Raw genomic sequence first — 14,142 nt, forward strand, 5'->3', positions numbered from 1 at the left:
GGGGATCAGTTGGCGAGCTTGAGATCGGGCACCAGCTTCGCCATCTTGCGGTTCACCTCGGCAATGGTGCGGCCGAAGGCGGTGGCGTCCATGTAGGCGCCGGTGCCGGAGAGCTTGCCCAGCATCTCCTTGAAGCCCGGATCGTCCACCATCGCGCGGCCCGCGGCCTCCCAGGCCTTCACCGCCTCCTCGGGCATGCCCGCGGGGCCGGCGAGGCCGTAGAAGATCGGCACCGAGACGGGGAAGTCGAGTTCCTTGTAGGTCGGCACGTCCGGGTAGCCCGGCAGCTTGTCGGGCCCGCTCTCCGCCAGCAGGCGCACGCGGCCGCTGGCCGCGAAGGGCGGAAACTCCGCCGCCACCAGGGCCTGGATCTGGCCGCCGAGCAGGGCCGAGATCGCCTCGGCGCCGCCCTTGTAGGGCACGTAGGTCGCCTGGATGCCTGCCGCCTGGAAGGCGGCCGCGGTGGCGATGTGGGTGGCGCCGTTGGTGGCCGCCGTCGACCAGAACAGCTGCCCGGGGTTGGCCTTGGCCCAGGCCATCAATGCCTGCATCGACTTCCACTGCGCATCGGCCCGGACGAAGAGCGGCTGCGCGCTCACCAGGAACTGGAACAGGTAGCGGAAGTCCGCGATCGGGTCGTACGGCAGCTTCTGCAGGTAAGGCGCGACGGTGAACGGACTCGACGTGGCCAGCGCGACCGTGTATCCGTCGGGCCTGGAACGCGCGAGCTGGCCGGCCACGATGGTGCCGCCTGCGCCGGGCTTGTTCTCGACCACCACGGTGGTCTTCCAGCGCGCACGGAGGAACTCGGCCATCCAGCGGGCCCAGGTGTCGCCGCCACCGCCCGGCGCGAAGCCGACCAGGATCGTCACCGTCTTCGCGTCGGACGGAAAGGGCTCGGCAGCCCAGCTGCCCGCATGCGGCGCCGCGGCGAGCCCGGCGGCGGTGAGTGCCATCATTCGGCGGCGAGACATCGGCATCGTGGTTCCTCCAGTTCAGTTCGGTTCAGTTCGGTCCGGCTCGGACCCGCTGCAGTCCGGCGGCCTGACGAGCGACCGGCCGAGCACGTCGCTCAGCGTGCCGACCGGCAGCCCGGCCGGGGCCGCGAGCGCGGCGGCACGCGGGGCAGCGCTGGCACGCGGGCCGATCGTGATCATTGCTTCAGCCTCGCATCGCCTTGAGCTGCTGCGCATAGCCGGCCGGCTCGACCTCGACGTCGATGAGCGCGGGGCCGCTCGCGGCCAGTGCCGCCTGCAGGGCGGTGCGCAGGCCGTCTTCGTCGCGCACGCGCCAGCCGGCGCCGCCCGCCCCGTCCATCACCCGCGCGAAGTCGTGCCGGCCCCAGCGCACGCCGCGCGTGGGGAGCCGGCGGCTCTGCTGCTTCACGTCGATCAGCGAGAGCGCCCCGTCGTTGAACACCACCACCAGGATGCGCGCCCCCGCCTCGACCGCCGTGCACAGCTCGCCCATGCACATCATCAATCCGCCGTCGCCGGTGAAGCAGACCACCGGCCGCGACGGGTCCTCCAGTGCGGCTGCGATCGCGGCCGGCACGCCGAAGGCCATCGAGGCCAGGCCGTTGGAGATCAGGCAGTCGCCGGGCTCCTCGCATGGGAAGAAGGCGGTGGCCGAAAACATGTGGGCGCCAGCATCGACCGCCACGCGCGCGCGCCAGCCGGCCCGCGCGCAGGCCTCGGCGGTGAGCTGCACCAGGCGGTCGGGCGCCACGCCCTGCGCGACCGGCCCGTAGGCCAGCGCGCGCTGCACGTTGCCGCGCAGGCGTGCGATCTCGCCGGGCTCCCAGTGGCTGCCCGCGACGCCCTGCACGCACAGGGCTTCCAGGCTGGCCGCGAGCTCGCCGTACACGCCGAGCACCGGCTTCACGTAGTGCACGGGATAGGCGCGGACGCCGATGTCGAGCACCGGAATGTCGTAGGGCCAGGGCTGCAGGATCAGCTCCACCGGGTCCAGGCCGACCAGCACGATCAGGTCGGCCTGCCGCACGCATTCCTGTTCCTGCGCGCCGCCGGTGAACACGCCCGTCACCAGCTCGTGGCGGTCCGGCAGGACGCCCTTGCCCTTGTAGGTGGGCAGCACGGGGCAGCACAGTCGCTCGGCCAGGGCGCGCAGCTGGGGCGCCGCGCGCCGCGCCTCGAGGCCGGCGACGATGACCGGGCGCCGGGCGGCGGCGATGCGCGCCGCGGCCTCCTCGAGCCGTATCGCATCGGCCCGTGCGGGCCGCGCCGCCACGGCCTCGGGCAGGGGCCGGGCCAGGGGCTTGCGCGCGGCCGAGCTCGTGAGCTCGATGTGCACCGGGCCGCAGGGCGCGGCAAGGGCCAGCGCCACCAGGCGGCGAATCTCCGCGCCCGCGTCCTCGCCCTCGAGTCGGCCGTGGCCCTTGACCACCGGCGCCAGCATGCCGCGCTGATCGAACACCTGGTGCGTGATGTAGCCGAGCTGCGCGGGCGTGAAGCCGTCGGTGATGACCAGGACCGGCGCGCGGTCGAGGCTGGCATAGGCCACGCCGTTCGCCGCGTTGGCCACGCCGGGGCCCTTGGTCATCAGCGCGACGCCCAGGCGCCCGGTGCTCTCGGCCAGCGCGCCCGCCATCATCACGGCGGCGTTCTCGGTCTTGGTCAGCGTGAAGCCGATGCCGCGCCGCGCGGCTGCCTCGATCACGTCGAGCGAAGAGCCGCCGCCGGGCACACCGTAGATGCGGCGAACGCCGGCCTCCACCATGGCCTGCGCCAGGGCTTCGGCCACGGTCATCGCTGCCGGGTTCTCCAAGGTCGTGGTTGTCGTGGTCATGCTCTTCAGCGCCGGATGTAGGGATTGGCGACCGGTCCGCCGGTGTAGAACCAGACGCTCTTGGTCTGCAGGTATTCGCGGATGGCGTCCATGCCGTTCTCCCGGCCCAGGCCGGAGGCCTTCACGCCGCCGAAGGGCGTGGTGTAGCTGGTCGAGCGGTAGGTGTTGACCCACACGGTGCCGGCTTGCAGTTGCTTCGAGAAATTCACGGCGCGGCGCAGGCTCTCGGTCCACACGCCGGCCGCCAGGCCGTAGTTCGTGCTGTTGGCGATGCGGATCGCTTCCTCGTCGCTCGCGAAGCGGATCACCGACAGCACGGGCCCGAAGACCTCCTCCTGTGCGATGCGCATGTCGGGCTTCACGTCCGCGAAGATGGTGGGCTGCACGAAGAAGCCGCGCGCGCCCGGCGGCTGGGGCGCCACCTCGCCGCCCATCACGCAGCGCGCGCCTTCCTCCTTGGCGATGCGAAGGTAGTCCACCACCTTGCGGAACTGCGGCTCGGTGGTGACGGGGCCGATCTGGGTGCCGGCGTCCATCGGGTCGCCGAAGCGCGCCTGGCTGGCCAGGGCGAGCAGCTTGTCCAGGAACTGGTCGTGGATGCGCTCGTGCAGCAGCAGGCGCGACCCGGCGATGCAGGTCTGCCCCGTGGCCGCGAAGATGCCCGAGATGGCGCCGGAGACCGCGTCGTCGAGGCGCGCGTCGTCGAGCACGATGTTGGCCGACTTGCCGCCCAGTTCCAGCGTGGTGTGCTTGAAGTCGCGCGCCGCGGCGATGTTGACGTGGCGCCCGCCGGACTCGCCGCCGGTGAAGGCGATCTTGCGCACCAGCGGATGGCCCACCAGCGGTTCGCCGGCCTCGGCACCGTAGCCGGTGACGACGTTCACCAGCCCCGCGGGCAGGCCGGCTTCCTCGCAGACACGGGCGAACTCCAGCGTCGAGGCCGAAGTGAATTCCGAAGGCTTGATCACCACCGCGTTCCCGGCCGCCAGCGCGGGCGCGACCTTCCACGCCATCAGCAGCAGGGGCGAATTCCAGGGCGTGATGCAGGCCGTCACGCCGATGGGCTCGTGCCGCGTGAAGTTGAGCACGTCGGCCTTGTCGATCGGCGGCACCGAGCCTTCGATCTTGTCGGCCAGCCCGCCGAAGTAGTGGAACCACTCGGTCAGGTAGCGGCACTGGTTGAGCATTTCCGCCAGCAGCTTGCCGTTGTCCTGCACCTCGATGCGGGCCAGGTGTTCGGCACGCGCGGCCAGCAGGTCGCCCAGGCGGCGCAGGCGATGGCCGCGCTGGGTGGCGGTGATCGTCGCCCACTCGCCTTCGTGCATGGCGCGGTGGGCGGCACGGGCGGCGGCATCGACGTCGCCGGCAGTGCCGCGCGGGATGCGGCACCAGGCTTCGCCGGTGTAGGGGTTGATCGAATCGAACCATTGCCCGCTTGCGGGCGCGCGCCATTGCCCGTCGATGTAGAGCTGGTATTGCTGCATGGCGAGCCTCCTCAGTGTCCGGCCAGCAGCGGCAGGTCGACGATCAGGTTGCGCCAGCGGTCGACGCTCACGCGCGCGCCTTCCGGCACGACCACGGTGGATTCGCGCTCCTCGACGATCGCGGGGCCCTGGATGTCGGTGTCGGTGCCCAGCCGGTAGCGGTCGTACACGGGCGTGTCGACGAAGCGCCGGCCCGTCACGCTGTACACGGGCCGGCGTCCCTTGAGCGCGCTGCCGCCGGCGTCGAGGTTGGCGACGGCGGCCGGCGTGATGTCGGGCGTCTCGCTCATCACCACCACGCGCCAGGACACGATCTCCAGCGGCGCGCCCTGCTCGGTGCGGCCGTAGAGCTGGCGGTAGGCGTTCTCGAAGGCCTGCGCCAGCCGCGCGCCCATGCCCTGCGCCGTGCGATGGTCGTCCAGCGGCACCTGCACTTCGTAGCCCTGGCCGACGTAGCGCATGGCGGCACTGACCTTGACCAGGACCTTCAGGGCGCCCATGCCGGCGGCGTCGAACATGGCGCGGCCCTGCGCTTCGAGGGCTTCGACCAGCGCATGCACGCGCGCGGCCTCCAGCCGGGCCAGCGGCGTGATCTCGGCCCGCACGAACTGGAAGGACATCGGCGACGCGAGGAAGCCGAAGGCCGAAGCCACGCCCGCGCCCAGCGGGCAGATCACGCGGCGGATGCCGAGCTTGAGCGCGACGTGGCAGGCATGCACCGGCCCGGCGCCGCCGATCGGCACCATGGCGTAGTCGGACGCCTTGCGCCCCTTCTCCAGCGCGTGGATGCTGGCGGCCTGCGCCATGGTCTCGTTCACGGTCTCGTGGATGCCGAAGGCGGCTTCCACGTCGTCCAGGCCCAGGGGCTTGCCGATGCCCGCGGCCAGGGCCTGGCGCGCGGCGGGCTCGTCCAGCGCCATGTCACCGCCCAGGAAAGCCTTGGCATCCAGGTAGCCCAGCACCAGGTCGGCATCGGTCACGGTGCCGTCTTCGCCGCCCAGGCCGTAGCAGGCCGGGCCGGGCACGGCGCTGGAGCTGTCGGGGCCGACCTGGATCAGGCCCATCTGGTTGATGCGGGCGATGCTGCCGCCGCCGGAGCCGATCTCGATCATGTCGACCGCCGGCACCTTGAGCGGGATGCCGCTGCCCTTCTTGAAGCGGGCCTGCCGCGCCACCTCGAAGTCGGTGGTGACGGCCGGCTCGCCGCCCTCGATCAGGCAGGCCTTGGCGGTGGTACCGCCCATGTCGAAGCACAGCACATCGGCCGCACCCGCCAGGCGCCCGATCAGCGCGGTGGCCTGCACGCCGCCGGCCGGGCCCGACTGCACCAGCCGGATGGGGTACTGCATGGCGGTGGTGTAGTGCACCGTGCCGCCGTCGGACTGCATGAGGAAGAGCTCGCGCTCGATGCCCATGCCGCGCATGCCCTCGATCAGTCCGGCGATGTACTTGCGAAAGAGCGGCTGCACGTACGCGTTGCACACGGCGGTGGCACTGCGCTCGTATTCGCCGAGCTCCGGCATCACCTCGCTGGAGATGCAGACCGTGGTGTGCGGCAGGTGCTTTTCGAGGATGGCCTTGGCGCGTTGCTCGTGCGCCGGGAAGCGGTAGGCATGCAGGAAGCACACCGCCACCGCCTCGTAGTCGCCCGCCGCGAGCTGCTGCGCCACGGCCTCCATCTGGCGCTCGTCCAGGGCCGCGAGGGTCTCGCCCTCCGGGCCCATGCGCTCGCGCACCTCGAAGCGGGCGGAGCGCTCGATCAGCGAATCCACCGGCTGCAGGCCGATGTCGTAGATGTCGTAACGCCATTCGCGGCCGATCTGCAGCACGTCGCGAAAGCCCTCGGAGGTGACCAGCGCCGTGCGCACGCCCTTGCGCTCGATCAGCGCGTTCGCCACCAGCGTGGTGCCGTGGATCACGGCATCCACGTCGGCGGCGCGCACGCCGCTCTTCTGCAGCAGCAGGCCGATGCCGTTGAGCACGCCGCGCGACGGATCGTCCGGCGTGGTGGGCACTTTCTCGTTGACGAGCATGCGGGCCTCGGTGTCGAACATCACGAGGTCGGTGAAGGTGCCGCCGATGTCCACGCCGATGCGGTAGCGGCGCGCGTCTTGTCCCTTTGCGTTCACGAGTTGGATTCCTTCGATGCCTTCGTTGTCCCGGATGCCTGGGTGTTCTTGCTCCCGCCCGCGAGACTGAGGCGGTCGGCCTGGATGCCGTAGTCGCGCTGGGCCGCGGCCAGGCTGACGATGCCGTTGACGAGGTCCTTGCGGATCGCGTCGAGCTTGCGCTCGGTCGGTGGATACATGCCGCCGCCGCCCGGGGTCTCGAAGGTGGCGACGTCGCCCTTCTTCATGGTGACGACCGACTTGGCGGCGATGCGCTCGCCGTTGAGCATGTCGACGCCCGGCGAGCCCGCCAGGCCGCCCAGGAAGCCGCGCGGCGGATGCTTGACGCGCTCGTGCCGGATGACGAAGGTGAGCGGATCGTCCGAGGTCGAGCGAAAGGACAGCCGCTGCCCCGGACCGCCGCGGAAGCGCCCGGCGCCGCCCGAGTCGACGATGAGCCGCTTCTCGGTCACGATCAACGGCGTCTGCGTCTCGAACTGCTCGATGGGGCTGTTGGCCACGTTCGTCGGGAAGCTCAGGCAGGCCGGCCCGTCGGACGCGGCACGCGCACCGTAGCCGCCGCTCATGAAGAACATCTTGACGAACTTGCGGCGCGCCTTGTCGTTGCCCTTGAAGTAGATGTTCCAGATCGGCGAGCCGCTGTCGGCGGCCACGCGCTGCGGAATCATCTGCGACAGGGCGCCGAAGATCGCGAAGGGCAGGTAGTGGCCGGACAGGTGGCGGCCCCAGACCGGCGCGGGCCGGGTTGGGTTCACCAGGCAGCCCTCGGGCGCGAGGATCTGCAGCGGCCGCAGCACGCCGTCGTTGTTGGGCGAGCCCGGATCGAAGGCACACTTGATCGCGTACGCGCTGTAGGCGAAGGTGAAGTTCATCACCGAGTTGATCGGCTTGTCGATCTGGCCGGTGGTGCCGGCGTAGTCCACCGTGAGGTCCGAGCCCTTCTTGCGCACGGTGCAGCGGATGGTGAGCGGCAGGTCGTAGCCGTCGGCCGTGACCTCGTCGTGGAACTCGCCGTCGGGCGCCGCCTCGAGCATCGCCCGCATGCTCTGTTCCGAGCGGTCGAGGATCTGGTCGGTAACGTGGCGCAGGTCGTCGATGCGCTCGTCGTCGAGCAGCTTGATGAGCCGCTTCTGCGCCTGCTCGAAGGCCGCGAACTGCGCGCGCAGGTCGCCGAGGGTCTCGGCCGACTCGCGCAGGTTTTCGGTGATGAACGCCACCACGTCGGCGTTCTCTTCTCCGCGGCGCATGATCTTGAGCGCCGGAATGCAGAGCCCCTCTTCGTAGCAGTCGCGGGCGAATGGATTGGGCGCGCCGCCGATGTCCACCGTGTGGAAGGTGGAGCCGACGAACGCGATCAGCGTGCCGCCGCGGAAGATCGGGCGCACCATGGTGATGTCGTTGAGGTGTCCGGTGCCCATCCAGGGGTCGTTGGAGATCAGCACGTCGCCGGGCTCCAGCGTCTCGCGCGGATGGCGCTCCAGGATGGCCCGGAGGGTGCGCGGCATGGTGCCGAGGAAGGACGGGATCGAGCGCGAGGACTGCGCGAACACGCGGCCCTCCGCATCCATGAAGGACATGGCGAGGTCCCAGTTCTCCCGCACGACCACGGAGAAGGAAGTGCGGACGAAGGTCTGCGCGATCTCGTCCATCAGCCCGGTCAGGCGCTGCCAGACGATGCCCAGCTGCACGGCGTTGATGTCTTGTCTCATGGGTTCGGGGGTGGCGCCTTCGCCGGCGGCGAAGAGCGAGTGGTACATGGCGGACAGTATCGCCAGCGCATGAGCGCCAGGCCATTCGCCGTTCGATAACGGGCCGTTCCGTGGCGCTGAATCCGCTCGTGGCCGGCAGCGTTCAGGCAGGCTGAACGATGCCCCCGGCGGATGTGAATTCAGCGCGCGGCCGCGCGTTCCTACCATTCGGCGCAGGGGTCGGGATGCGTGCAGTCCGTCGCATCCGGACCGGTTCGCCCACCGTTTCCACAGGAGTTCCGTTCGTGAATCCGAGCCCGCTGTTCAGGCGCTGCATCGCCGCCGCAATTGTCTGCATCGCGAGCGCCGCCGGCGCGGCCTACCCCGACAAACCGATCCGCATCATCGTGCCCTACCCGCCCGGCGGCAGTGTCGAGATCGTGTCGCGCGTGATCAGCGACCGCCTGGCGCAAGCGCTGGGACAGCCGGTCGTGGTCGAATCGAAGGGCGGTGCGGCAGGCAACATCGGGGCCCACTACGTCGCCACGCAGCCGGCGGACGGCTACACGCTGATCATGGGCACGCAGAGCACGCACGGCACCAACAACCTGCTCTTCAAGGAAACGCGCCACGACCCGGTGAAGGATTTCGAGCCGATCACCATGGTGGCGGCCGCGCCCCTGCTGCTGGTGGTCAACCCGAAAGTCGCGGCCACGGATGGAAAGTCGCTGCTGCAGTACATCGCCGGCCAGAAGGACGGCGTGAGCTTCGGCTCCGCCAGCACCGGCGGCGGTGGCCACCTGGCGGGCGAACGCTTCAAGAAGCTCACGGGCCTGAACCTGGTGCACGTTCCCTACAAGGGCAGCGGCCCGCTGCGCAGCGACCTGATCGCGGGACACGTGCCGATGAGCTTCGACAACATGGCCTCCGCCCTCCCCGCGGTGCAGGCAGGACAACTGCGTGCGCTGGCCGTGACCTCCGCCGCGCGCAGCAGCGTGGCGCCGGACATCCCGACCATGGCCGAAGCCGGCTTTCCGCCGGTGGTGCTGGACACCTGGTACGCCCTCTTCGCGCCGGCCGGCACGCCCAAGCCGGTGGTCGAGCGGCTGAACCAGGAAGTGGTGAAGATCCTGCAGGAGCCCGCGGTGGCGGAGCGCCTGCGCGGCCTGGGCATGGACGTCGTCACCACCACGCCCGAAGGCCTGCGCACGCGGGTGGTGGAGGACACCGCGCGCTACAAGCGCATCATCGACGACGCCAAGATCGAGGCGCAATGACGGCCGCGACCTCCTTGCCGCTGCCGGCGCCCTCGATGAGCGGTCACCCCGCGGTCGGCACGGCGTTCAAGGAGCGCCTGGCGCGGGGCGAGCTGCTGCTGGGCTGCAACGTGCGGCATTCGCGCACGCCCGAGATCGGCGCCATCCTCAAGGACTGCGGCTACGGCTGGCTGATGCTGGACAACGAGCACAGCCCGATGACGCCGCATCTCGCCTACGACATCGCGCTGGGCGCGTTGCGCGCCGGGCTTCTGCCTTTCGCACGGGTGCGCCGCAACGACGAGGCGGAGATCGCGAGCTGGCTCACCAACGGCGTGCTGGGCGTGGTGGTGCCGCACGTCAACTCGAGCGGCGAAGCACGCCGCGCCAGCCGGGCGGCGAAGTATCCGCCCGAGGGCGTGCTGTCGGTGCCGGGGTCCATTCCGCAGTTCGGCTACGGCATTCCACTGGCCGAGGCGAGCCGCCGCTTCAACCAGGAGTCGGTGACGATGCTGATGATCGAGAGCGAGGCGGCCGTCGAAGCCGTGCACGAGATCGCGGCGGTGCCGGGCACCGACGTGCTCTTCGTCGGCAGCAGCGACCTGGTATTCGACATGGGCCTGCCCGGCGGCTACGACCACCCGCGCTACGTGGCGGCGCTGGAACGCATCGCGGCGGCGGCGCGCGCGCACGGCAAGGCCTTCGGCGTGGGCGGCGTGGGCCGCGATGCGCAATGGGAAGCGGTCCTCGGACTCGGCGCGCAAGTGGTGCTGACCGAGAACGACCTGAGCATGCTGGTGAACCGCGCACGCGAGCGGGCCGCCTTCTTCGGCGCGATGGCGCAGCGCCGGCGACCCGCTTCAGCTTGAGAACCTTCACGATGCAGACAGCTTCGGCCTCCCGGATCACCGAACGCGACCAGTTGCGCGACGCCCACCCGCGCGAGGTACGCGGGGCGATTCGCGAGGGCCGCTGGGACGGCCCGACCGTGGGCATGGCACGCGGCTACATCCAGGCCAACGTGGCGATCGTGCCCGAGCGCTTCGCCTTCGACTTCCTGCGCTTCTGCCTGCGCAACCCCAAGCCCTGCCCGCTCGTGGAAGTGCTGGAGCCCGGCGACCCGGTGCCGCGCCAGTCGGCGCCCTCGGGCGACCTGCGCACCGACGTGTCGCGCTACCGCGTGTTCCGCGACGGGCAGCTTGCCGAGGAAGTTCGCGACCTGCGCACGCTGTGGCGCAAGAACCACGTGGGCTTCCTCATGGGCTGCAGCGTCTCCTTCGACCAGGCGATGCTGGATGGCGGGATCGACCTGCGCCACCTGCAGAGCGGCACCGGCCGCATCGCGGTCTACGAAAGCAACATCGCCTGCCGACCGGCGGGCATGTTCCGCGGCAACATGATCGTGAGCATGCGGCCTATTCCGAAGACGCTGCTGGTACGCGCGGTCGAGATCACCTCGCAGTACCCGATCGCCCATGGCTCGCCGGTGCACGTGGGCGACGGCGCGGAGATCGGCATTCCCGACATGGCCAGGATCCACAGCGGGAAGGTCAACGAGGTGGGGCCGCACGAGGTGCCGGTATGGTGGGGCTGCGGCGTGACGCCGCAGGCCGTCGCGGTGGCCTCGGGCGTGCCGGAAATGATCACGCACGCGACCGGACACCTGTTCGCGACCGACCTGCGCGTGAGCGCGCACCGGACCGGGCTCTAGTTCAACCCTGCTGGTAGCGCTTGCCGCGGGCCAGCAGCTCGGGCGTGCCGATCACGGCGTTGAGGCCGTCGAAGTCCAGCATCTCGGCCCGCATGGCGTTGGTGCTGCCGCTCGCGTGCAGCGAATCGAAGTAGCGCTTCATCTGCGCGCCGAGGAAGCGCACCACGCCACCCGGGAAGATGACGATGCGAAAGCCCATCTCGCCCAGTTCGCCGGCCGACTGCAGCGGCGTCTTGCCGCCTTCCACCATGTTGGCCAGCAGGGGCACGCGGCCTTCGAACTGCCGGCAGGCGCACTGCATGTCCTGCGGACTGCGCAGCGCTTCGATGAAGAGCACGTCGACGCCGCAGGCCAGGTAGGCCTCGGCGCGCGCCAGGGCGGCATCGAGCCCCTCGATGGCCACCGCGTCGGTGCGGGCGATGATGAGCGTGTCCTCGCGCGTTCGCGCGTCGAGTGCGGCCTTGAGCTTGCCGCACATCTCGGCCTGCGGGATGACCGCCTTGTCGTCCAGGTGGCCGCAGCGCTTGGGAAAGCCCTGGTCTTCCAGCTGGATGGCCGAGGCGCCGGCGCGCTCGAACAGGCGCACGGTGCGCTGGGTGTTGAGGGCGTTGCCGTAGCCGGTGTCGCCGTCCACGATGACGGGCGTGTCCACGCGGTCGGTGATGCGGCCGAGGACGTCGGCCGTTTCGGTCGCCGTGGTCAGGCCCACGTCGGATCGGCCATGCGAGGTGTAGGCCACCGCGGCACCCGAGAGGTACAGCGCCTCGAAGCCGGACTGGGTGGCGACAAGGGCGGAGAACGGGTCGTAGACGCCGGGGGCGAGCACCGCGCCGCCGGCCTGCAGGCGGGCCTTGAGGGTCCGGGTCGTGTCTTCAAGTCGCATGCGATCAGCTCACACGCACGCCGGTGGCCTTGGCCACGGCCGCCCAGCGCTTGAGTTCGGCGTCGATGAAGGCCTTGAACTGGGCGCTGCTGTTGCCCACGGGTTCCAACCCTTCGTGCTCCAGCCGCTGCTTCACGAGGTCGGATCGGCCTGCCTTGATGGCGACCTGCTCGAGCGTTTTCGCGTCTTCCGCCTTCAGGCCCTGGGGCGCCAGCACGCCGTACCAGGTGCGGAAGTCGAAGTCCGGAAGCACCTGGGCGATGGGCGCGGCCTCGGGGTAGGCGGCGAGCCGCTCCTTGGTGCTGACACCGAGCGCCTTGAGCTTCCTGCTTTCGAGAAAGGGCCGCACGGTGGCCACGTTGGACAGCATCAGCTGGACCTGGCCGCCCAGCATGTCCTGCACCGCCGGCGCCGCGCCCTTGTAGGGCACGCTCACGATGTCCAGCCTGGCCTGTGCCTTGAGCATTTCGCCGGAGAGCTGGCTGGCGCTGCCCAGCCCGGCACCGGCGATGCTGAGCTTGCCGGGATTGCGGCGCGCGTACGCGATGAGCTCGCCCGTGCTCTTGACCGGCAGGTCGGGGTGGCACACCAGCAGCAATGGCGAGGTGGCGACCAGGCTCAGGGGCGTGAAGTCCTTCAGCGGGTCGAAATTCTGCTTGATGCCGATGGCCGGGTTGATCGCGTGGCTGGTGTAGGCCAGCAGCAGCAGGTTCGGATCGCCGCTGGCCTGCGCCACGGCAGAGGCCGCGATGTTGCCGCCGGCGCCGGGCTTGTTCTCCACGACCACGCTGCGCCGCAGTTCCGCTTCCATGGCCTGCGCGAGCGCGCGCGCGACGATGTCGGTGCCGCCGCCGGGCGTGGCGCCGACCTGCATGCGCACCGCCTGCGTGGGGCCCTGGGCCCAGCCGTTCATGTGAAGTGCGCCGAGGCCCAGGGGTGTGGCCAGGCGCAAGAAATGTCGTCGCTTCATCGTTGTCTCCGGGTCTTGACGCGGTGCAGCGGGACTCAGGCCGCCTCGGCGGCAGGCTCGCGCCGCCCGGGCGCGACGAAAGGCTTGCGCGGCATGTTCATGCGCTGCGCCTGTCGGATCTCGAAGTCCTCGAAGGCCTGGGTGCGGTGGCTGCCGCGCAGTCCGCCGCGCACCGAGCCGGCACGGTCGTCGCCGTAGTACGGCGCCCAGTCCGCCGGCAGCTGCTGGGAGCTGGGCACGGCCAGCCACAGGCGCAGCAGGTGGCGCTTCTGATCGACTTCCTCGTGGTCGACGAAGCTGGTGCGCGAGTGCACGACGGTGTAGTTGTTGAGCAGTTGGAGGTCGCCCTTCTCGAACCACATGGAGAACAGCAGCGCGGGGTCCTCGAGCAGTTCGTCGATCAGGTCCAGCGCCTGCGTTTGCGCGGCGCTGAGGCGAGGCACCTCCGGAAAATCGCGCTGCGCGGCATTGACGTTCTTCCGGTTGATGCGGAAGGCGAAGGGCGCATCGGCGCTGCCGAGCAGCGGGATGGTGTAGTACGGCGGCTGCGCCGGGTCCTGCGCGCCCTGGTAGCTGTAGTAGAAGACGCCTCGCAGGGTCTCCACCAGGTCGGGACGGCGGCGGGCGAACTCGGCCACCAGCGCCTTCGAGCTGACGATCTTGCTGGCGCCGCCTTCCTTGGCCGTCCGGCGGCACAGCAGCGCGACCACGTCGCAGGAGTCGCAGTGGAAGTCGAGCTGCGCGTTGGTGTTGTAGCCGCGGCCGTTGGTCACCTTGTAGCTGCCGCCGGCATCGCGCACGTCGTTGAGGATGTCGCTCGCCTTGTTCTGCGTGCGCGCCACGCCGAGGTAGAGGCCCAGGCCCCAGTAGGCGGTACGGGCCTCGTCCTCGCTCCAGCGCTCGACCGGAAAGCCCTTGAGCTGGCACATGCCCCAGGGGCCTTGCGTGCATGCCAGGGCCGCCTGCAGCGCCTCGACCGAGACCGGCGGCAGCGGGAAGTCGTCCTGCGTCATCTCCACCAGCGGCTTGCCCAGGCGCCTGGCATGCTGCAGGGCGGCGTCGAAGCCGGCGACGGCCTCGGGGCTCAGGCGGTGGATCCAGGTCGTGTCGGCAGCGGCTTCGGCGGCGCGCCAGCCTTGATCGGGGGTGGTCATGTGAGGTCGGTCTCCGTGGGCAGTTGGCAGTGATTGCCCCTCGCACGAACCGGTGAGTC

At 70.3% G+C, this 14,142-nt stretch carries 12 protein-coding genes; 3 read left to right on the forward strand and 9 right to left on the reverse strand.

What is annotated here, in order from left to right:
* Positions 1–5 precede the first annotated feature (5 nt).
* Genes ABEA07_RS04035 through ABEA07_RS04060 form a run of 6 tightly spaced genes read right to left on the reverse strand, consistent with a single transcriptional unit; the run spans position 6 to position 8,178 of the window.
* Positions 6–974: a Bug family tripartite tricarboxylate transporter substrate binding protein gene (locus ABEA07_RS04035; RefSeq protein WP_345536039.1), complete on the reverse strand. Its 969-nt coding sequence runs from the start codon at positions 972–974 to the stop codon at positions 6–8.
* 21 nt (positions 975–995) lie between these two features.
* Positions 996–1,157, reverse strand: coding sequence for a hypothetical protein (locus ABEA07_RS04040; protein WP_345536041.1), 162 nt, complete (start codon positions 1,155–1,157; stop codon positions 996–998).
* 4 nt (positions 1,158–1,161) lie between these two features.
* Entirely contained in the window at positions 1,162–2,808 is a 1,647-nt protein-coding gene (locus ABEA07_RS04045) for a thiamine pyrophosphate-binding protein (RefSeq protein WP_345536042.1), read from the reverse strand.
* Between the two features lie 5 nt (positions 2,809–2,813).
* Positions 2,814–4,292, reverse strand: a complete 1,479-nt coding sequence (locus tag ABEA07_RS04050; RefSeq protein WP_345536044.1) for an aldehyde dehydrogenase — start codon at positions 4,290–4,292, stop codon at positions 2,814–2,816.
* Positions 4,293–4,303: 11 nt separating this feature from the next.
* The gene (locus ABEA07_RS04055) at positions 4,304–6,421 is read right to left on the reverse strand and encodes a hydantoinase/oxoprolinase family protein (protein WP_345536045.1); all 2,118 of its coding nucleotides are present in this window, start codon (positions 6,419–6,421) and stop codon (positions 4,304–4,306) included.
* Complete coding sequence (locus ABEA07_RS04060) at positions 6,418–8,178, reverse strand: hydantoinase B/oxoprolinase family protein (RefSeq protein ID WP_345536046.1); 1,761 nt, start codon at positions 8,176–8,178, stop codon at positions 6,418–6,420. Before ABEA07_RS04060 ends, ABEA07_RS04055 begins: the two co-directional genes overlap by 4 nt.
* Positions 8,179–8,414: 236 nt before the next feature.
* On the opposite strand from ABEA07_RS04060, the gene ABEA07_RS04065 reads away from it, so the two are divergent.
* Genes ABEA07_RS04065 through ABEA07_RS04075 form a run of 3 tightly spaced genes read left to right on the forward strand, consistent with a single transcriptional unit; the run spans position 8,415 to position 11,076 of the window.
* Entirely contained in the window at positions 8,415–9,386 is a 972-nt protein-coding gene (locus ABEA07_RS04065) for a Bug family tripartite tricarboxylate transporter substrate binding protein (RefSeq protein WP_345536047.1), read from the forward strand.
* Positions 9,383–10,234: an HpcH/HpaI aldolase family protein gene (locus ABEA07_RS04070; RefSeq protein ID WP_345536049.1), complete on the forward strand. Its 852-nt coding sequence runs from the start codon at positions 9,383–9,385 to the stop codon at positions 10,232–10,234. Before ABEA07_RS04065 ends, ABEA07_RS04070 begins: the two co-directional genes overlap by 4 nt.
* Before the next feature lie 11 nt (positions 10,235–10,245).
* Positions 10,246–11,076, forward strand: a complete 831-nt coding sequence (locus ABEA07_RS04075; protein WP_345536050.1) for a putative hydro-lyase — start codon at positions 10,246–10,248, stop codon at positions 11,074–11,076.
* A 1-nt stretch (position 11,077) separates the two neighbouring features.
* On the opposite strand, the gene ABEA07_RS04080 is transcribed toward ABEA07_RS04075, so the two are convergent.
* The 3 genes from ABEA07_RS04080 to ABEA07_RS04090 are packed head-to-tail and all read right to left on the reverse strand — an operon-like array spanning position 11,078 to position 14,083.
* Positions 11,078–11,959 carry an isocitrate lyase/PEP mutase family protein gene (locus ABEA07_RS04080; protein ID WP_345536052.1) on the reverse strand — a complete coding sequence of 294 codons (882 nt, stop codon included), beginning with the start codon at positions 11,957–11,959 and terminating at the stop codon, positions 11,078–11,080.
* 4 nt (positions 11,960–11,963) lie between these two features.
* On the reverse strand, positions 11,964–12,929 hold the full coding sequence (locus ABEA07_RS04085; protein ID WP_345536053.1) for a Bug family tripartite tricarboxylate transporter substrate binding protein: 966 nt from the start codon (positions 12,927–12,929) through the stop codon (positions 11,964–11,966).
* Between the two features lie 35 nt (positions 12,930–12,964).
* Complete coding sequence (locus ABEA07_RS04090) at positions 12,965–14,083, reverse strand: TauD/TfdA family dioxygenase (protein WP_345536054.1); 1,119 nt, start codon at positions 14,081–14,083, stop codon at positions 12,965–12,967.
* Positions 14,084–14,142: the final 59 nt, after the last annotated feature.

The sequence above is a fragment of the Variovorax defluvii genome (assembly GCF_039541515.1).
Taxonomy (GTDB): Bacteria; Pseudomonadota; Gammaproteobacteria; order Burkholderiales; family Burkholderiaceae_C; genus Variovorax; species Variovorax defluvii.